The sequence below is a fragment of the Lysobacter panacisoli genome (genome assembly GCF_009765165.1).
Lineage (GTDB): Bacteria > Pseudomonadota > Gammaproteobacteria > Xanthomonadales > Xanthomonadaceae > Lysobacter_J > Lysobacter_J panacisoli.
On sequence record NZ_VLNU01000001.1, the window covers coordinates 495,789 to 513,941 of the forward strand.

General features: G+C 68.7%; 21 protein-coding genes. 5 read left to right on the forward strand and 16 right to left on the reverse strand.

Going from position 1 to position 18,153, the window contains the following annotated elements; translation table 11 throughout:
• Nucleotides 1-11: 11 nt before the first annotated feature.
• From FOF45_RS02545 to FOF45_RS02555, 3 genes are all read right to left on the reverse strand, one after another.
• Nucleotides 12-662 carry a LemA family protein gene (locus tag FOF45_RS02545; protein ID WP_158982456.1) on the reverse strand — a complete coding sequence of 217 codons (651 nt, stop codon included), beginning with the start codon at nucleotides 660-662 and terminating at the stop codon, nucleotides 12-14.
• A gap of 153 nt (nucleotides 663-815) precedes the next feature.
• Complete coding sequence (locus FOF45_RS02550) at nucleotides 816-1,553, reverse strand: TerC family protein (RefSeq protein ID WP_158982457.1); 738 nt, start codon at nucleotides 1,551-1,553, stop codon at nucleotides 816-818.
• Nucleotides 1,554-1,595: 42 nt separating this feature from the next.
• Nucleotides 1,596-1,976 (reverse strand): diacylglycerol kinase, encoded by a 381-nt coding sequence (locus FOF45_RS02555; protein WP_158982458.1) that lies wholly within the window; start codon nucleotides 1,974-1,976, stop codon nucleotides 1,596-1,598.
• Nucleotides 1,977-2,274: 298 nt separating this feature from the next.
• Here FOF45_RS02555 and FOF45_RS02560 point away from each other — a divergent pair, with 298 nt between their 5' ends.
• Complete coding sequence (locus tag FOF45_RS02560; RefSeq protein ID WP_158982459.1) at nucleotides 2,275-2,577, forward strand: putative quinol monooxygenase; 303 nt, start codon at nucleotides 2,275-2,277, stop codon at nucleotides 2,575-2,577.
• A 19-nt stretch (nucleotides 2,578-2,596) separates the two neighbouring features.
• Nucleotides 2,597-3,073 (forward strand): VOC family protein, encoded by a 477-nt coding sequence (locus FOF45_RS02565; RefSeq protein ID WP_158982460.1) that lies wholly within the window; start codon nucleotides 2,597-2,599, stop codon nucleotides 3,071-3,073.
• 67 nt (nucleotides 3,074-3,140) lie between these two features.
• Here the strand turns inward: FOF45_RS02565 and FOF45_RS02570 are convergent, their stop codons facing one another.
• From FOF45_RS02570 to FOF45_RS02595, 6 genes are all read right to left on the reverse strand, one after another.
• Nucleotides 3,141-4,160 (reverse strand): isoaspartyl peptidase/L-asparaginase family protein, encoded by a 1,020-nt coding sequence (locus FOF45_RS02570; RefSeq protein ID WP_158982461.1) that lies wholly within the window; start codon nucleotides 4,158-4,160, stop codon nucleotides 3,141-3,143.
• A gap of 217 nt (nucleotides 4,161-4,377) precedes the next feature.
• Nucleotides 4,378-5,619 (reverse strand): ABC transporter permease, encoded by a 1,242-nt coding sequence (locus FOF45_RS02575; protein ID WP_158982462.1) that lies wholly within the window; start codon nucleotides 5,617-5,619, stop codon nucleotides 4,378-4,380.
• Nucleotides 5,616-6,332 carry an ABC transporter ATP-binding protein gene (locus FOF45_RS02580; protein ID WP_158982463.1) on the reverse strand — a complete coding sequence of 239 codons (717 nt, stop codon included), beginning with the start codon at nucleotides 6,330-6,332 and terminating at the stop codon, nucleotides 5,616-5,618. The genes FOF45_RS02575 and FOF45_RS02580 overlap by 4 nt, the downstream gene beginning before the upstream one ends.
• Nucleotides 6,329-7,891, reverse strand: coding sequence for an efflux RND transporter periplasmic adaptor subunit (locus FOF45_RS02585; protein ID WP_158982464.1), 1,563 nt, complete (start codon nucleotides 7,889-7,891; stop codon nucleotides 6,329-6,331). Before FOF45_RS02585 ends, FOF45_RS02580 begins: the two co-directional genes overlap by 4 nt.
• A gap of 167 nt (nucleotides 7,892-8,058) precedes the next feature.
• The gene (locus tag FOF45_RS02590) at nucleotides 8,059-9,348 is read right to left on the reverse strand and encodes a sensor histidine kinase (RefSeq protein WP_233264031.1); all 1,290 of its coding nucleotides are present in this window, start codon (nucleotides 9,346-9,348) and stop codon (nucleotides 8,059-8,061) included.
• A gap of 3 nt (nucleotides 9,349-9,351) precedes the next feature.
• Nucleotides 9,352-10,068 (reverse strand): response regulator transcription factor, encoded by a 717-nt coding sequence (locus FOF45_RS02595; RefSeq protein WP_158982465.1) that lies wholly within the window; start codon nucleotides 10,066-10,068, stop codon nucleotides 9,352-9,354.
• Between the two features lie 112 nt (nucleotides 10,069-10,180).
• Here FOF45_RS02595 and FOF45_RS02600 point away from each other — a divergent pair, with 112 nt between their 5' ends.
• Nucleotides 10,181-10,522 (forward strand): DMT family protein, encoded by a 342-nt coding sequence (locus FOF45_RS02600; protein WP_158982466.1) that lies wholly within the window; start codon nucleotides 10,181-10,183, stop codon nucleotides 10,520-10,522.
• Between the two features lie 6 nt (nucleotides 10,523-10,528).
• On the opposite strand, the gene FOF45_RS02605 is transcribed toward FOF45_RS02600, so the two are convergent.
• From FOF45_RS02605 to nudE, 4 genes are all read right to left on the reverse strand, one after another.
• Nucleotides 10,529-10,831, reverse strand: coding sequence for an Mpo1-like protein (locus FOF45_RS02605; RefSeq protein ID WP_158982467.1), 303 nt, complete (start codon nucleotides 10,829-10,831; stop codon nucleotides 10,529-10,531).
• Between the two features lie 82 nt (nucleotides 10,832-10,913).
• The gene (gene mazG / locus FOF45_RS02610; protein WP_158982468.1) at nucleotides 10,914-11,738 is read right to left on the reverse strand and encodes a nucleoside triphosphate pyrophosphohydrolase; all 825 of its coding nucleotides are present in this window, start codon (nucleotides 11,736-11,738) and stop codon (nucleotides 10,914-10,916) included.
• 29 nt (nucleotides 11,739-11,767) lie between these two features.
• Entirely contained in the window at nucleotides 11,768-12,604 is an 837-nt protein-coding gene (gene cysQ / locus FOF45_RS02615; RefSeq protein ID WP_233264032.1) for a 3'(2'),5'-bisphosphate nucleotidase CysQ, read from the reverse strand.
• On the reverse strand, nucleotides 12,580-13,131 hold the full coding sequence (nudE, locus tag FOF45_RS02620; protein WP_158982469.1) for an ADP compounds hydrolase NudE: 552 nt from the start codon (nucleotides 13,129-13,131) through the stop codon (nucleotides 12,580-12,582). Before nudE ends, cysQ begins: the two co-directional genes overlap by 25 nt.
• A gap of 125 nt (nucleotides 13,132-13,256) precedes the next feature.
• On the opposite strand from nudE, the gene bioA reads away from it, so the two are divergent.
• Entirely contained in the window at nucleotides 13,257-14,660 is a 1,404-nt protein-coding gene (gene bioA, locus FOF45_RS02625) for an adenosylmethionine--8-amino-7-oxononanoate transaminase (RefSeq protein ID WP_158982470.1), read from the forward strand.
• Nucleotides 14,651-15,388 carry a 16S rRNA (uracil(1498)-N(3))-methyltransferase gene (locus FOF45_RS02630; protein WP_158982471.1) on the forward strand — a complete coding sequence of 246 codons (738 nt, stop codon included), beginning with the start codon at nucleotides 14,651-14,653 and terminating at the stop codon, nucleotides 15,386-15,388. The genes bioA and FOF45_RS02630 overlap by 10 nt, the downstream gene beginning before the upstream one ends.
• A gap of 32 nt (nucleotides 15,389-15,420) precedes the next feature.
• On the opposite strand, the gene adhP is transcribed toward FOF45_RS02630, so the two are convergent.
• The 3 genes from adhP to FOF45_RS02645 form a co-directional block, all read right to left on the reverse strand.
• Nucleotides 15,421-16,449: an alcohol dehydrogenase AdhP gene (gene adhP / locus FOF45_RS02635; RefSeq protein WP_158982472.1), complete on the reverse strand. Its 1,029-nt coding sequence runs from the start codon at nucleotides 16,447-16,449 to the stop codon at nucleotides 15,421-15,423.
• Between the two features lie 131 nt (nucleotides 16,450-16,580).
• The gene (locus tag FOF45_RS02640; RefSeq protein WP_158982473.1) at nucleotides 16,581-17,654 is read right to left on the reverse strand and encodes an acyltransferase family protein; all 1,074 of its coding nucleotides are present in this window, start codon (nucleotides 17,652-17,654) and stop codon (nucleotides 16,581-16,583) included.
• Entirely contained in the window at nucleotides 17,651-18,145 is a 495-nt protein-coding gene (locus FOF45_RS02645) for a chemotaxis protein CheW (RefSeq protein ID WP_158982474.1), read from the reverse strand. The genes FOF45_RS02640 and FOF45_RS02645 overlap by 4 nt, the downstream gene beginning before the upstream one ends.
• Nucleotides 18,146-18,153 lie beyond the last annotated feature (8 nt).

An 18,153-nucleotide genomic window follows, 5' to 3' on the forward strand; every position in this document is an offset into this window, starting at 1 on the left:
TCAACCGCGCATCAACCGTTCGACGGCGCCGGCTGTTGCGTCGGCTGCTGCTGCGGTTGCTGCTGCTGCGGCTGGGCCGGCGCGCCGAAGTCGACCTTCGGTGCTTCCTGGATCTGCGCTTCGTTCTCGACGGTGAAGTTGGGCTTGGGCTTGTAGCCGAACATCATCGCGGTCAGGTTGACCGGGAACTGGCGGATGTAGGTGTTGTAGTCCTGCACCGTCTGGATGTAGCGCTGGCGCTCGACCGTGATGCGATTCTCGGTGCCTTCCAGCTGTGCCTGCAGCTGCAGGAAGTTCTGGTCGGCCTTGAGCTGCGGATAGTTCTCGCTGACCACCAGCAGGCGGCCGATGGCGCTCTGCAGTTCGCCCTGCGCCTGCTGGAACTGCGCCAGCGACGCGGGATCTTCGGCATTGACGTTGATGCTGCCCACGCGCGAACGCGCTTCGGTCACCTGCGTCAGCACCTGCTGCTCGTGGCTGGCGTAGCCCTTCACCGTCGCGACGAGGTTGGGCACCAGGTCGGCACGGCGCTTGTAGACATTGAGCACCTGCGACCAGGCGGCCTTCACCGCTTCGTCCTTGCTCTGGATGGTGTTGTAACCGCAGCCGCTCAGCATGGCGACCAGCACGACCAGAACGAACGCTTGCACCAGACGGATCATGGGGGTTTCCTCCGTGACGTTGGCCGGCATTGCATCACCGACCGCGCCGGTGCGCAATGGAGGCTCGGGCAGCGAAGTTACGATCGCGTTAGGCCGCAACGAAAACGGCCCTCCACCAGGGAGGGCCGTCGCGTGTGCGGATGGCGTCGCTGCTTACTCCGGCTGCAGCCGGCGCTGCGCGCGCCGCTTGGCCCACAGGTTGAGGCATTCCACCAGCGCCGAGAAACCCATCGCGCCGTAGATGTAACCCTTCGGGATGTGCAGGGCGAAGCCGTCGAAGATCAGGTACACGCCGACCAGGACGATGAAGGCCAGCGCCAGCATCTTGATGGTGGGGTTGGTGTCGATGAAGTGGCCCAGCGGCTTGGACGCGACCAGCATCACCACGACCGCGAGCAGGATCGCCGCGACCATCACCGGCAGGTGGTTGGCCATGCCGACCGCCGCGATCACCGAGTCCAGCGAGAACACGATGTCGATCACCGCGATCTGGGCGATCACGCCCATGAACGACGCCTTCGGCTTGGTGTGGATGTCCTCTTCCTCGGGCTCGCCGATGATGAGGTCCTTGATCTCCATCGTGCCCTTCACCAGCAGGAACGCGCCGCCGAGGATGAGCACGAGGTCGCGGATCGAGATGCCCAGCCCGAACAGGTTGAACAGCTCGTGGGTGAGTCCGGCCAGCCACGCCAGCGTCATCAGCAGCGCGATGCGGGTCAGGCACGCGACCGCGATGCCGAACTTGCGCGCCTTCTCGCGCTGCGAGTACGGCAGCTTGCTGACCGCGATGGAAATGAAGACGAGGTTGTCGATACCGAGCACGATTTCGATCGCGCTCAAGGTCACCAGGGTGATCCACACCTGCGGATCGGTCAGCATCTCAACCATCAATCGGGTTCCTGAACTTGTAAGACTTCAACGGCACGAATTCGATCACAGCACCCGGGGCAGCAGGATCGCGCCCCAGGTCAGCACCACGTTCATCATCACCACGAACACCGCCGCCGAACCCATGTCCTTGGCGCGACCGGCCAGTTCGTGGAACTCGGGGCCGTAGCGTTCGATGACCGCCTCGACCGCGGAGTTGAGTAGCTCCACGCTGAGCACCAGCAGCATCGAGCCGATCATCAGCACGCGCTCCACCGGGGTCTGCCCGAGCCACCAGCCGACCGGGGCAAGGACCACGAACAGGTAGACCTCCAGGCGGAACGAGGATTCGTGCAGCCACGCGGCGCGAAGCCCCTGCATGGACCACTTGGTCGCCTTGAAGATGCGCGCGGGACCGCGCGGCAGATGACCGAACGCGTCAGCCATGATCGGACTCAGGCGGTCGGCCGGACGGACCGGCCGCACACGGCGATCACCGGCCGGAGGCCGGGTGCGGGCGACGGGGCGCTCGCGGGGTGGTTCGAAGCGACGATCGGCATGGCGGTCGTGGATTGGGAAAGGCGCCGGCGTGCCGCGGCAGGGGGCCGATTTTGCCACAAGGCCCCGGCCACTGCCCCGGCCCCCTGCCATCGGTTGGGCGGGCTGTCATGTCGGCGTAGCGCGTTTTTCGCGTCCCGTTAGCGGCCCCGCGCCTAGCCTGAGCGGCCCGTCCGGAGGTCGCGCCATGTCCCACTGCGCATTGCTGGCCCGCCTGGAGGCCAAGCCCGGCAAGGAAGAGCAGCTCGAACAGTTCCTGCGCAGCGCCCTGCCGCTGGCCGAGGCCGAGCCCGGCACCCGCACCTGGTTCGCCCTGCGCTTCGGACCGAGCTCGTTCGGCATCTACGACACCTTCGACACCGAGGCCGGTCGCCAGGCCCACCTCGACGGCCCCATCGCCGCCGCGCTGATGGCGCGCGCCGACGACCTGCTGTCGCAACCGCCGCAGATCGACCGCGTCGACCTGCTGGCGAGCAAGCTTCCGCACTGACCCGCCCAAGGAGGCGAACATGGCCGTACCCAGCACCCCCGAGGGCTACCACAGCGTCACGCCCTACCTGATCGTCGACGACGCGAGCCGCGCGCTGGACTTCTACCGCGACGCGCTCGGCGCGGAGGAAACCTTCCGCCTGCCGATGGGCGGCAAGATCGGCCATGCGGAAATCCGCATCGGCGATTCAATGCTGATGCTGTCGGATGAATGGCCCGACATGGACGCGTTCGGCCCGAAGCATCGCGGCGGCGCGACGAGCAGCTTCGTGATCTACGTACCCGACGTCGATGCGTCGTTCGACCGCGCGGTCAAGGCGGGCGCGAAGGTCGACCGCCCTGTCGAGAACCAGGCCTGGGGCGACCGCATGGGCACGATCGTCGACCCGTTCGGACACAAGTGGAGCTTCGCCACGCACGTCGAGGACGTGTCGCCGGAGGAACTCAAGCGGCGCATGGACGAGTGGTCGAAGCAGCAGGCGGGTTTGACGACCTGAGAGGGCTGCAGGCGCTCAGCAATCCCTTTCCCTTCGGTCGCCGCGAGGGGAGGAGGAAAACCAACGCTCACTCTTCGTGGATCGCCGTGCCCCGGCTGCCATCCGGCTTGATCCAGCCCCGGAACATGCTGCCGCTGTTGAACGGCATCGCGATGTTGCCGTCGCGATCCAGCGCGATCGCGCCGCCGTCGCCGCCCGCGGCGGGGACGATCTTGTTGATCACCTCGTCTGCGGCGGTCTGCAGTGAATCGCCTCGATAGGCCACGCGCGCGCAGATGTCGTGCGCGACCGCGTTGCGGATGTAGAACTCGCCCCACCCGGTGCCCGACACACCGCAGCGTTCGTCCGCCCAGGTGCCGGCGCCGATGATCGGCGAATCGCCGACACGGCCCCACTTCTTGTTGGTCATGCCGCCGGTACTGGTCGCCGCGGCGATGTGGCCGTGCGCGTCCAGTGCGACCGCGCCGACGGTGCCGAAATACGTCGGCGCATCGCCGTCGCTGTTGCGCGCCGCGCGCTTGCCTTTCGCGGCTTCCTCGCGCTGCGCCTTCTCCAGCTGCTGGCGACGCTTGTCGGTGTCGAAGTACGAATTGGGCACGCGCTCGATGTCGCGCTGCGTGTCGGCGAAGGCTTCCGCACCCGCACCGGCCAGCATCACGTGCGGGCTGCGCTCCATCACCGCACGCGCGAGCTTGATCGGGTTCTTGATCGTGGTGACGCCGGCGACCGCACCGGCGCGGCGCGTGTGGCCTTCCATGATCGATGCATCCAGCTCATGGCCGCCCTTGGCGTTGAACACCGCGCCCTTGCCGGCGTTGAACTGCGGCGCGTCCTCCATCACCAGCACCGCCGCGGTCACCGCGTCGAGCGCGCTGCCACCGCTGCCGAGCACGGCGTTGCCGGCATCGAGCGCGCGGTTGAGTGCGGCGTGGTACGCCTTGTACTCCTCCGGCGTGATCGCATCCTTCGGCACGAAACCCGCGCCGCCGTGGATGACGAGCGCGGTCTTCGGCGTGGCGGGCCGATCGGCGGCGTGGGCGTTCGCGGTCATGGCGGCAAGGGCGAGCAGCGGGATCAGCAGGCGCATGGCGGTTCGGGATTCCGGATGAGCGCCGAGCATAGCGCCCGCACCGCGGCGGCGGAGTGCGCGCCGCCGCGATCGCGACGGAGCCAGGGTTACCCGGCTCCTGCGACAACTTCGCATGGTGCGTACGGCGACGGTTAAGCACGATGGACGTGGCCTGTCCTGGGCCTCGCCCCGCCGCGCGATACCCCCCTTGTCGCGCGGTGGGGCGTACTCTTTTTTACTGCTGCCGCAGCGCCTCGATCGGATCCAGCTGCGATGCCTTGCGCGCCGGGTAGTAGCCGAAGAACAGGCCGGTCATGATCGAGAACGTCGCCGCCAGCGCGATCACCTGTCCGTTCAACGCCACCGGCAACTCGCTGAACTTGCCGACCAGCACCGCGCCAGCCACGCCGATCACGATGCCCAGCGCGCCGCCGATGAGCGAGATCAGCATCGCCTCGGCGAGGAACTGCCGGCGTACGTCCGACGGCCCCGCGCCCACTGCCATGCGCAGGCCGATCTCGCGGATGCGCTCGGTCACCGACACCAGCATGATGTTCATGATGCCGATGCCGCCGACGATCAACGAGATCGTCGCGACCGCGCCGAGCAACAGCGACATCAACCGCGTCGTCGCCGTACGCGTGGCGACGATCTCGGAGATGTTGCGGACGTTGAAGTCGTCCTCCTCACCCGGCTTGATGCGATGGCGCTGGCGCAGCAGCGCTTCGACCTCGCCCTGCGCGTAGCTCAGATCCTTGGCGTCGGCGACGGTCATCGCGATCTGCATCACCGCGCCCGACGGCAGGCCCATCGCACCCATCAGGCGACGACGCGCGGTCTGCAGCGGCACCATCACCACGTCGTCCTGGTCCTGGCCGAAACCGCCCTGCCCCTTAGGCTTGAGCGTACCGACCACGGTGAACGGCACGCGGCCGAGGCGGATCGTCTGGCCGATGCCGGACTCTTCGCCGAACAGCGTGCGTCGCACCGTCTCGCCGAGGATCACCGACTTGGCGGCGCTGGTGTAGTCCTGCGCGTCGAAGCCGTCGCCGTTGGCGACGATCCAGCCGTTGATGTCGAAGAAGTCCGCCTGCACGCCCTGCCAGCTGGTCGATGCGTTGTTCTCCGCGTACACGACCTGGGTGTTGCCGCGCAGTGCGCCGGCGACGTACTGCACTTCCGGGATCTCCGCTCGGATCGCGTCGACGTCGCCCTCGTTGAGGGTGAAGAAGCTCGCCGAACTCATGCGCACGCCACCGCCGCCGGGACCGCGACCCGCGCCCGGACTGATGTCGAGGCGCTGCGAACCCAGGCCCGAAACCATCTTGTCGATTTCCTGCTGCGTGCCCTGGCCCACCGACACCATCACGATCACCGCGGCGATGCCGATGATCACGCCCAGCGAGGTCAGCGCGCTGCGCATCCAGTTGCCGCGCAGCGCGTAGACGGCGGTGCGCAGGATGTCGGAGAAGTTCATGCCGCGCCCTCCGCGTGCAGTTCGCCGTCACGCATCACGTAGATACGGTCGGCGTGCGCGGCGACGTCGGCGTCGTGGGTGATCAGCACGACCGTGTGATCCTCGTCGCGCAGGTGCTTGAACAGCGACAGGATCTCCTCCCCGGTGCGGCTGTCGAGCGCGCCGGTGGGTTCGTCGGCGAGCAGGATCGGCGGTCGGTTGATCAGCGCGCGCGCGATGGCGACGCGCTGCTGCTGGCCGCCGGAGAGTTCGGTGGGCCGATGCCCGACGCGCTCGCCCAGGCCCACCGCGACCAGCGCCTCGCGCGCACGATCGAGGCGTTCGTGTGGTGGCACGCGCGCATAGCCCAGCGGCATCGCGACGTTCTCCAGCGCGGTCATGCGCGGCAACAGGTTGAAGCCCTGGAAGACGAAGCCGATCTTGTCGCGCCGCAGGATCGCCAGCTCCTCGGGATCGAGCGTGGACACGTCCACCCCGTCGCACTCGTAGGTGCCGGCGGTGGGCGTGTCGAGGCAGCCGATCAGGTTCATCAGCGTGGACTTGCCCGAGCCCGACGGACCCATGATCGCGACGAATTCGCCGCGATCGATGCGCAGGTCGACGTCGCGCAAAGCCAACACTTCGGCTTCGGTGTGCGCCGAGTAGGTCTTGCACAGGCCGCGCGTGCGGATCACCGGCACCGCGATTTCGTTCGCCACGGCGGACACGCTCATTCCTTCGCCCGTTCGCCGGTGACCACTGCATCGCCCGGCTTGAGGTCGCCGCCGGAGATTTCGGTGCTGGTGCCGTCGCTGGCACCGATGCGCACCATCACGCGCTGCGCCTTGCCATCGACCAGCCGATACAGCGGCGCGCGCTTGGCGGTGAGCTGCGCCGACAGCGCGGCGTCCCATTGCTTCTTCTGCGCGTCGTCGAGCGTGGCGCGGAACGTGGCGAAATCTTCCTTCAGGCGTTCGGCCATGCGCTGGCGCATCTGTGCCTGCATGTTGCCCGCACCACTGCCTCCCATCACGACCATGCCGGGCGGACCGCCGCGACCACCGCCACCACCACCGCCGAACAGGCGATTGCCGCCGCCCTGCTGTGCGGCCTGGGCCTGGCGCGCTGCCTGGCGTGCGCGGATCGCTTCGGCCGCGGTGTCGAACGCGGCCTGCTGGTCGGCGTTCAACTTCAGCGTGGACGCGGTGCGTGCGAGGTCGTCGATCACGCCCGAGCCACCACGCGGACCGCCAGCCTGCGGCGTCGCATTGGCCGCAGCGTCGCCTTCATCGGCGGGCTTGTAGCGCAGCGCCGCGTTGGAAACCTTGAGCACGTCGTCGCGACGGCTGACTTCGATTTCGGCGTTGACCGTCAGTCCGGGCAGCAGCGTGCCGTCGCTGTTGTCCACGGTCACCACCACGGGGTATGTCACGACATTGCTCGTCGTCGTGGCCGACAGGCGAACCTGTTCGACCGTGCCGCGGAACTGGCGATCGGGGAAGGCATCGACGGTGAACGACACGTTCTGTCCCGTGCGCACCTGGCCGATGTCGGCCTCGTCCACCGCCAGTTCGATTTTCATCTTCGCCAGGTCTTCGGCGATGGTGAAAAGTTCCGGCGCCTGCAGGCTCGCGGCGACGGTCTGGCCGGGCTCGATGCTGCGCGTGAGCACGACGCCGTCGACCGGCGAGCGGATCACCGTGCGATCGAGATTGACCTGCGTGGTCAGCGTGGAGGCCGACTGCTGGCGGATCGAGGCCTGTGCCGCGTTGACCTGCGCGCGCGCCTGGTCGAGCGCGGCCTTGGCCAGATCGACGTCACTGCGCGCGACCAGCTGGCGCGCACCGAGATCGGCCTTGCGCTGGTAGTCGAGCTCGGCGTTGAGCAGTGTCGCCTGCGCCTGCGATAGCGATGCGCGCGCGCTGGCGATCTGCGCGTTGCCCTGCGCGATCTGCGCTTCGTAGGTCTTGGGATCGATGTGCGCGATCACCTGGCCCTTCTTGACCGGGTCGTTGTAGTCGACGAGCACGTCGGTGACCTGGCCGGAGACCTGGCTGCCGACGGTGACCGTGGAGATCGCGCTGAGCGTGCCGGTGGAGGAGATCGCCACGCGGATGTCGCCGCGCTCGACCGGCACCGTGCGGAACGCGCCGGATTCGACCGCGGCTTCGCGCTTGCGGTAGGCGTAGACGCCGCCCGCGGCGAGCACGAGCACGACGGCGGCGACGATGCCGTGGCGGATCCACGGCGTGGGCTTGCGGGGCGTGCGGGAGGCGGGGCGGGCTGCGCTCATGAGACTCGTTTGTAGGGTTATGCCGGCGCTAACGCACCGGCGGCGCCACGGTTGACAGCGTCGGCGCCGGATCGTTCAGTCGGCGCATCGTGTCACGGGGCCGTGGGCGGACCAAGGTCTGGATGCGGGATCGGCCGCAAGCGTCGCAGCGCGGCCCGACGCGGGACTCAGCGCGAGAAGCGGATCACCGCGGTGGTGCCCTGCCCCGGCGCGCTGGCCAGGCTCACCGGCCAGCCGAAGCGCTCGCCGAGCCGGCGCACGATCGACAACCCCATGCCCTTGCCGTCGCTTTCGGTGTGGTCACCGCGGAAGAACGGATCGAAGGCCTTGGCCAGGATTTCCGGCGACATGCCGATGCCGCTGTCGCGGATCACCACGCGGTCGGGCATCAGGCGCACGTCGATGTTGCCGCTTTCGGTGAAGCGCACCGCGTTGCCGAGCAGGTTGCTGACCATCACACGCAACACGTGCGGCGGCGCCACCAGACGCGGCGAGCCCTCGTCGTGCACGCTCAGTGTCACCGGACGATCGGCAAGCAGCGGACGCACGCGATCGACTTCGGCGGCGACGATGTCGCGTACCTCGAACTCCTCGCTCTGCGGTGCCACGTCGGCTTCGCGCGCGAGGATCAGGAAGGCCTCGATCACCGATTCCATGTCGCGGCCGGCCTGCTGGACGCGCGCCAGCGATCGCTGCGCGCGCGGGCTGTTGTCGGGATCGGCCAGCATCAGGTCGGTGGCGACGCGGATCACCGTCAGCGGCGTGCGCAGTTCGTGGCTCGCGTCGCGGGTGAAGTTGCGCTCGCGCTGGACGAAATCGCCCACGCGTTGCGACAAGCCGGTCAACGCACGCGAGAGTTTTCGCACTTCGTCGCCCGCGTCCGGCGGCAGGTGTGCGGGCGCGATGGCGCTGGCATCGGGGTCGCGCGGATCCCAGTGCGCGACCTGGTTGGCCAGCCAGGAGACCGGTGTCACCAGTCGCTTCGAGGTGCGATACGTCAGCCAGATCAGCACGCCGCTGGTCACCAGCGACAGCACCAGCGATACCAGCCCGGTCAGCAGCACCGACTGGTCGGCGAGCCACGCCGAGAACACCAGGTACAGCGTGCCCTGCGGGCGGCGGTCCACGTACACCAGCCGACCGCTGTCGCGCAGGCGTTGCACGCCGTTGCCGGTGACGCCGCGCAGCTCGTCCGGCAACGCGGGCCCAGCGACGCCGGGGATCACCACGTAGCTCGACATGGTCGAGCTGCTGGGCATGCGATGGTTCGGATCGCGGCCATAGGCGTCCCAGAAGGCACGTGCCTCCTGCTCGACCCGCTTCTCCACGACCTTCTGGCGCACGATGACGCCGGTGAGCAGGATGCCCACCGTGATCACGATGCTGCCGATCAGTGCTTGCGTGATGAAGGCAAGTTTGATCTTGCGCGGAAGTCCGTGCGCCATGATCTCGCGCACCGCCTAGTCCGGCGGCTGTGAAATGTCCGCAACCCGGTACCCCGCGCTTTGCACCGTATGCAGCAGTTGCTTGTCGAACGGCTTGTCGATCGTCTTGCGCAGGTTGTAGAGGTGGCTGCGCAACGTGTCCGAATCGGGCAGGCCGTTGCCCCAGATCTCGCGTTCGATTTCCTGGCGGCTGACCACGCGCGGCGATTCGCGCATCAGGATGGTGAGCAGGCGCAGGCCGATCGGCGAAAGTTGCAGCTCGCTGCCACCGCGGGTCACGCGCAGGCTGGCCGGATCGAGCACGAGGTCGGCGACCTTGAGCACCTCGCCGCCGACCTGGCGGCGTTCGCGACGGATCAGGGCGCGCAGGCGCGCTTCCAGTTCCTGGATCGCAAAGGGTTTGGTGAGGTAGTCGTCGGCGCCCGCCCCCAGGCCGGTGAGCTTCTCGTCGAGCGTGTCGCGCGCCGTGAGCATCAGCACCGGCGTCGACTTGCGCGCTTCCTCGCGCAGCTTCTTGCACAGCTCGACGCCATCCATGCGCGGCAGCATGAGGTCGAGCACGATCACGTCGTAGTTGTTTTCGGTCGCCAGGCGGTAGCCGTCGAGGCCATCGCTGGCGTAGTCCACCTCGAAGCCGCGTCCTTCGAGGTATTCGCCGACCATTTCCGAGATGTTGCGGTTGTCCTCGACAATGAGGACCAGCCCGCCGTCCCTAGTACTGGTGCCCTGCATGCAGACCTCCCAAGCTTCAGCTTTGTGAAGGCTGCCTAGGACCCCGTAGAGGTTCCGTGAAGGCCGCCGCTGGACCTGAACAAGCCCCTTTCCCTACCCGCGAACCGCGCCCATGCCCGTCGAACGCTTCTACCCGATCCTGCTGCTGCTCGGCTCCAACATCTTCATGACCTTCGCCTGGTACGGCCACCTGCGCTACAAGACGGCGCCGCTGGCGGTGGCGATCTTCGCCAGCTGGGGCATCGCCTTCTTCGAATACTGCCTGATGGTGCCGGCCAACCGCATGGGCAGCGCGGTGTATTCGGCCCCGCAGCTCAAGGGCATGCAGGAGGTCATCACGTTGCTGGTGTTCGCCGGCTTCTCCGCCTGGTACCTCGACCAGCCGCTGAAGTGGAACCACTGGGCCGGGTTCGCCCTGATCGTGGTCGCGGCGTGGCTGATCTTCCTCGACTGAGATCGCCTAGAACTTCAGCTTCCCGCTGAGGATGTCCTTGAACATCACCCAGTCGCCGGCGAACGAATAGAACGGGTACTTGAAGGTCGCCGGGCGGTTCTTCTCGAAGAAGAAGTGGCCGACCCAGGCGAAGCCGTAGCCGCACAGCAGCGCCGCCAGCAACCACCATGCGTTGCCGCGCGCGATCGCGACGGCGACCAGCACCAGCACGCCGCAGCTGCCGATGAAATGCAGACGCCGGCTGGTGCGATGGCTGTGTTCGCTGAGGTAGAACGGATAGAACTCGCGGAAGCTGGCGAAGCGTTTCATCGGTCTGTTCCCTCCGCCCCCATTGTGCCTGCGCGCAGGGCGCGCCGGCGATGCCGCGCGGCCGTCCGTCGGCACGCCGGACTCAGCCCTTCTCGGCCGCCTTGGCGCGATCCCACAGCCGGTCCTGCTCGTCCAGCGACAACGCCGACAGCGTGCCCCCCTCGGCATCGGCCAGCGCTTCCATCGCGCGGAAACGGCGTTCGAACTTGAGGTTGGCGCGACGCATCGCCGCGCCGACATCGACCTTCGCGTGCCGTGCCAGGTTGGCGCAGACGAACAGCACGTCGCCGATCTCGTCCTCGAGCCGGTCGCGCGCGCCCGCGTCGCCGGGATCGGCGTCGAGCGCGGCGAACTCCACGCGCACCTCGTCGATCTCCTCGTGCAGCTTGGCGATCACCGGCGTCACGTCGGGCCAGTCGAAGCCCACGCGCGCGGCGCGCTTCTGCAGCTTCACCGCACGCTGCCATTCGGGCAGACCGCGCGCGATGCCGGCCAGCGCGGAGCGATCCTCGTGCCCGTTGGCTTCGCGCTCGCGGCGCTTGTGTTCTTCCCACGCCACGGTCTGTGCCTGCGCGTCCTCGACCGCTTCCGTGGACGCGCCGAACACGTGCGGATGGCGGCGCACCATCTTGTCGCTGATCGCGGCGACCACGTCGCCGAATCCGAATGCGCCCTGCTCGCGCGCCATCTGCGCATGGAACACCACCTGCAACAGCAGGTCGCCCAGTTCGTCCTTCAGATCGTCCAGGTCGCCGCGGTCGATCGCGTCGGCGACCTCGTAGGCTTCCTCGATCGTGTACGGCGCAATGGTCGAAAAGTCCTGCTCCAGATCCCACGGGCAACCGCCCTGCGGATCGCGCAGGCGGGCCATGATCTGGAGCAGGCGGCCGATGTCGTGGTCGCTCATGGAATCGTCGGGTCCGTTGCGGTGTGCCGTCACGGCGTGTGCCAGTCGGTCTCGCCCATCCACTGCCGCCACGGCAGCGCCGTATCGCCCAGCGCGATGAAGTCGCCGTTGAGGATGCGGTCGCGCTGGTTGTAACGGAATGGGCGGCCGTGCGGGTCGAGCACCGCGCCGCCCGCACCTTCCAGCACGCATTGGCCGGCGGCGGTGTCCCATTCGCTGGTCGGACCGAAACGCGGGTACACGTCGAGCCCGCCGTCGGCGAGCCGGCAGAACTTCAGCGACGAGCCGAGCCCGACCGGTTCGGTCGCGCCCATGCGGTCGATGAAGGCCTGCGTGCGCGTATCGCGGTGCGAGCGGCTGGCGGCGACGCGCAGGGGCGCTGACGCCGGCGCGCGCACGCGCAGCGCGGTTTCGGTGCCGTTCTCGCGGCGGAATCCGCCGAGCGTCGCGCCGCCGTGCCAGAGCGTGCCGGTCACCGGCGCCTGCACGACGCCGAACACGGCCACGCCGTCCTCGATCAGCGCGATGTTCACGGTGAACTCGCCGTTGCGCTTGACGAACTCGCGCGTGCCGTCGAGCGGATCCACCAGCCACAGCCGCGACCATTGCCGGCGCTGTGCGGTCGACACCTCGTGCGCGGATTCCTCCGACAGCACCGGGATGTCCGGGGTGATGCGCGCCAGCCCATCGACGATGCAGCGGTGCGCGGCGAGGTCGGCGGCGGTGAGCGGCGAATCGTCGTCCTTGTGCTCGACCGCGAAGTCGCTGTCGTAGATGCCCAGGATCGCGGCCGCCGCGTCCTGCGCGAGGGCGATGACGTCTTCGCGGAGCGCGTGCGGGATCATGCCGGCTGCGTCCTCAGCCATTCGCGGGCGATGAACAGCGCGGCGATGCTGCGGCCTTCGGAGAAGTCCTCGCGCAGGATCAGCTGGTGCAGGTCGTCTAGCTTCCACGGCACCACTTCGAGCTCCTCCGGTTCGTCGCCGGGCAGGCGCTCGGGATACAGATCGCGTGCCAACACCAGGTGCGCCTGGTGGCTCATGTAGGTCGGCGCGAGCGTCAGCGCGCGCAGCACGGTGATGTCGCGCGCGCCGTAGCCGGCTTCTTCCTTCAGTTCGCGGTCGGCGGCCTGCTCCGGCGTTTCGCCCGCGTCGATGCGGCCCTTCACCAGGCCCAGCTCGTAACGATGAACGCCGGCTGCGTATTCCCGCACCAGCAGCACGGTGTCCGCGTCCAGCATCGGCACCACCACCACCGCGCCGTGGCCGCGGCCGTGCAGCCGCTCGTAGTGGCGGCGCTCGCCGTTGGCGAACTCCAGGTCGAGGCGTTCGAGCCGGTACGGGCCGGCGTCGTGCTCGGTGATGCGGTGGATCGTGGGCAGGCGACGGGACATGCACTATCCGGAAGGGGAGCGGCGGACCGGGCGACGGCGACCTGCGGGTCGCGGCGCACGGGCGGACGACGGTGCTGGGGCCTCGACCCGGCGATAATGGGCGGATGCAGCACTCCGATCCCCCGATGATAACGAACGTCGGCGTCGATGCAGACGCCTGGCGCGCGCGCGACCTCGACGTCCTCTGGCACCCGTGCACGCAGATGCGCGAGCACCTCGACGGCCACACCCTGCCCCTGCTCCCGGTCGCCCGCGGCGAAGGCGCGTGGCTCATAGGCCCGGACGGCCGGCGCACGCTGGACGCCATCAGCAGCTGGTGGACCAACCTGTTCGGCCACGCCGAGCCGCGCATCGCCGCCGCCATCGCCCGCCAGGCGAACACGCTGGAACACGTGATCCTCGCCGGCTGCTCGCATGCGCCGGCGGTGGAACTGGCCGAGCGGCTGCTCAAGATCGCGCCGCGCGAGATCGGCCGCGAACCGCTGGCCAAGGTCTTCTACGCCGACAACGGTTCGGCCGGCGTGGAAGTCGCACTGAAGATGGCCTTCCACTGGTTCCGCAATCGCGGCGTCGAGGGTCGCACCAAGTTCATCGCGCTCGACAACGGCTACCACGGCGAAACGCTGGGCGCGCTCGCGGTCGGCGACATCCCGCTGTATCGCCGCGTGTACGCGCCGCTGCTCGCCGAGGCGCTGTTCGCGCCCTCGCCCGATGCCTACCTGCGCGAACCCGGCGAAACCCCGGCCGATCGCGCACGCCGCGCCGCCGACGGCCTGCGCGAACTGCTCGAACGCCACGCCGGTGAAGTCTGCGCGCTGATCCTGGAGCCGCGCGTGCAGTGCGCCGGCGGCATGCGCATGCACGACCCGCTGTACCTGACGCTGGCACGCGAACTGTGCGACGAGCACGGCGTGTTCCTGATCGCCGACGAGATCGCCGTCGGCTTCGGCCGCACCGGCACGCTGTTCGCGAGCGAACAGTCGGCCGTGCAGCCGGACCTGATGTGCCTGTCGAAGGGACTCACCGGCGGCGCGCTGCCGCTGGCCGCGGTGCTGGCGACGCAGACCATCTACGACGGCTTCCTTGACGCCTCACGCGAGAAGGCCTTCCTGCATTCGCACAGCTACACCGGCAATCCGCTGGCGTGCGCGGCGGCACTGGCGTCGCTGGACATCCTCGAACGCGACGACGTCATCGTCCGCAATCGCAACACGTCCGCGCGGATGGCATCGCTCGCAGCGCCACTGATGGACCACCCGCATGTCGCCGACGTACGCCAGGCCGGCATGATCGTCGCGTTCGAACTCGCCCGCGACGGCCGCGCTCGCACGCCGTTCGATCCGTCCGAACGCATCGGCCTGCGCGCCTACCGTGCCGCCCTGCAGCGCGGCGTGCTGCTGCGTCCGCTCGGCGACGTGCTGTACTGGATGCCGCCGTACTGCATCGACGAGGACGCGCTGCAGCTGCTCGCGCGCACCACGCGCGAATCCATCGACCACGCCATCGCCGAGGCGAACGCATGCGCCTGACCCGCGTCCACGTCGAACAACCGCTGCGCGCCGGCAGCGAGACCGCCCTGCCCGAAAGCGCGGCCGCCCACCTCGTACGCGTGCTGCGCCTGGGCGTGGGCGATGCCTGCGTGCTGTTCAACGGCGACGGCCACGATTACGCCGCACGCATCGTCGCGGCGAACAAGCGCGAACTGCGCGTGGCCGTGGAGTCGGTCGCACCGGTCGAACGCGAATCGCCGCTGCAGCTGGTGTTGCTGCAGGGCGTCGCGCGCGGCGAGAAGATGGACCTGATCCTGCAGAAGGCGACCGAACTCGGCGCCGCCGCGTTCCATCCGTTGTGGTCGCAGCGCAGCGAGGTGAAGCTCGATGAAGCGCGCGCGGAAAAGCGCCTGGCGCACTGGCGCAGCGTGGTGTCGTCGGCCTGCGAACAGAGCGGCCGCGCGCAGGTACCGGCCGTCGCGGCACCGCTGTCGTTGACCGCGACGCTGGCCACGCTGCCCGCTGGCGGCCTGCGCCTGATCCTCGATCCGGAAGGCGAACTCGCCTTCGACACGCTCACGGTGGATGCGGACGCACCCGTGTACCTCGCCATCGGCCCGGAAGGCGGCTGGTCCGACCTCGACCGCGAACAGCTGCGCGCCGCGGGTTTCCGCGGCCTGCGCCTGGGCCCGCGCATCCTGCGCACCGAAACCGCGGGGCTCGCGGCGATCGCGGCGCTGCAGGCGAGGTTCGGCGACCTCGCCTGACGCGGCGTGCGCTCGTCCGTGAGGACGGATCGCTAGGCGGCCATGTCGAGGACGATTCGACCTTCGATCTCGCCCTTGTGCATGCGGGCGAAGATGTCGTTGATGTTCTCCAGCTTCTCGGCGGCAACGGTGGCCGCCACCTTGCCCTGCGCGGCGAACTCCAGCGATTCCTGCAGGTCCAGCCGGGTGCCGACGATCGAACCGCGCACCGTGATGCCGTTGAGCACGATGCCGAAGATGTCCAGCGGGAAGCTGCCCGGCGGCAGGCCCACCAGCGACATCGTGCCGCGACGCCGCAGCATTCCCAGCGCCTGCTCGAATGCCTTCGGCGACACCGCCGTGACCAGCGCGCCATGCGCCCCGCCGATCTCCTTCTTGAGGAACGCAGCCGGGTCGGTGGTGAGTGCGTTGACGGTGGCGGTGGCGCCCAGGCGCCGCGCGAAATCGAGCTTGTCGTCGTCCACGTCGACCGCGGCCACGTTCAGGCCCATCGCCTTCGCGTACTGCACCGCCATGTGGCCGAGGCCGCCGATGCCGGAGATCACCACCCAGTCGCCGGGACGGGTGTCGGTCATCTTCAGGCCCTTGTAGACGGTGACGCCGGCGCACAGCACCGGCGCGATCTCGACGAAGCCGATCCCCTTGGGCAGATGACCAACGTAGCCGGCGTCGGCCAGCGTGTACTGCGCGAAACCGCCATTGACCGAATAGCCGGTGTTGCGCTGCTGTTCGCACAACGTCTCCCAGCCGCCCAGGCAGTGTTCGCAATAGCCGCAGGCCGAATACAACCAGGGCACGCCGACGCGATCGCCCTCCTTGACGTGGCTGACGCCGGCACCGACCGCGACCACGTGGCCCACGCCTTCGTGGCCCGGAATGAACGGCGGCGACGGCTTTACCGGCCAGTCGCCTTCGGCCGCGTGCAGGTCGGTATGGCACACGCCACAGGCCTCGATCTTCACCAGCACGTCGCCGGGTCCGGGCTTCGGCACCGGGACTTCCTCAATCACCAGCGGCTTGCCGAATGCGCGCACCACCGCGGCCTTCATGGTCCTGTCCATGCTCGATCTCCTGTGGGAAGCCGGACGTCACGCCGCGCCGGAACGCGGCGGAAGACCGGCATCGTGCGACGCCGGCCATTCATGGGCGGTGAAGTGCGTGCCGCAGGCCCCAGCGGGGGCCCGGAGTCGAGTCAGATCTTGAAGTAGACCCGCCGCGCGTCGAGCACGCGCATCACGACCCACCACAGGGCGACGAAACACAGCGCATAGGCCAGCGACGGCAGGTACGGACCGAAGCGCGGCGTCATCCAGTCGGCGAAACCGTGGCGGTAGAGCGGTTCCAGCCAACCCGCGGCCGCGAGTGCGTAGAGCATGAATGCCGAACCCGCGTACGCGGCGATCGCGTTGACGCCGAACGCGCGGCCCAGCGCGGGCCAGCCGCGCCGGTCGATGAGCAGATGGAACGCGGCCAACACCCAGCACGCGATCCCGCCCGTCCACAGCACGTACGACGGCGTCCACAGGTTCTTGTTCAACGGCTGCCACCACGACCACGCCAGTCCCAGCGCCATCGCGATCGCACCGGCGATCCACAACGCGCGCACGTCGCCGCGGCGCAACCAGTCGCCCGCGCGCACGCCGAGCAGCGTCGTCGCGAGTGCACCGAGCGTGCTCACCAGGCCTTCGGGATCATGGCCGCGACCGCTCGCCGGATCGAGCTGGTACACGTGCGCGCCGAGCAACGCATGGTCGATGCGGCTGGCGAGGTTGACGAAGGGTTCGTAGGAGCCGCCGGCCGCGAGCAGTGCGGCATAGCCCAGCAGCAGCGCGGCGATCGCGACCCACTGCACGCGTGGCTTCGCATGCAGCGCGATCAGCCCCACCACCGCAAAGCACAGGCCGATGCGTTGCAGCACACCCATGACGCGGTAGTGCGGCAGATCGAACGCCCACAGTGCGCACAGGTGCAACAGCAGGCCAAGCCCGACGATGCGCGCGGCGCGCACCAGCACCGTGCGCGACAACAGATGGATGTCGTCGCCGCGCTCCACGCGCGGCGTCAGCGCCAGCGCGATCGACACGCCGACGATGAAGAGGAACATCGGGAAGATGAGGTCGGTCGGCGTGCAGCCGTGCCACTGCGCATGCAGCAGCGGCGCATACACATGCGACCAGTCGCCCGGGTTGTTGACCAGCAGCATGGCGGCGACGGTGACGCCGCGCAGGGCGTCGACGGAAGCGTATCGCGCCGCCGCGGGGCTCAAGCCGCCTGCGCCAGCGCGGCGCCGATCTGTTCTTCGATGGCGCCCAGGTCCGGCAGGAACGCCGCGTCCTCGTTGAGCAGCACGCGTGCCTGCACGCCGTTGGGCAGCGGATTGGTGTCTTCCACGACCATCAGCGCTTCGCGCGACACCGTCACCAGGCGCGGGAAGCCCTGGGTCAGCAGCGCGAAGTACGGTGCGCGCGCATTGCCGTTCAGCGCGCGCAGCACGACCACCTTGCTACCGAGGCCGCCGCGCTCGCTGGCCAGTCCGGCCAGACGCGCGAACGCGACCAGCGGGAGCTGCCAGCCGCGCCAGCGCATGCGGCCGAGCAGCCAGTCGGGTGCGCCGGCTACGAGGTCGGGTTCGGCGTACGACAGCACTTCGGCGATGGTGGCGTTGGGCAGCAGCAGGCGGCCGCCGGCGACCTGGATCAACACCCCGCGGATGTCGTTCTCGGTGCCCTGGGTCTGCTCGGAATTCGGATTAACCATCGTCGTGG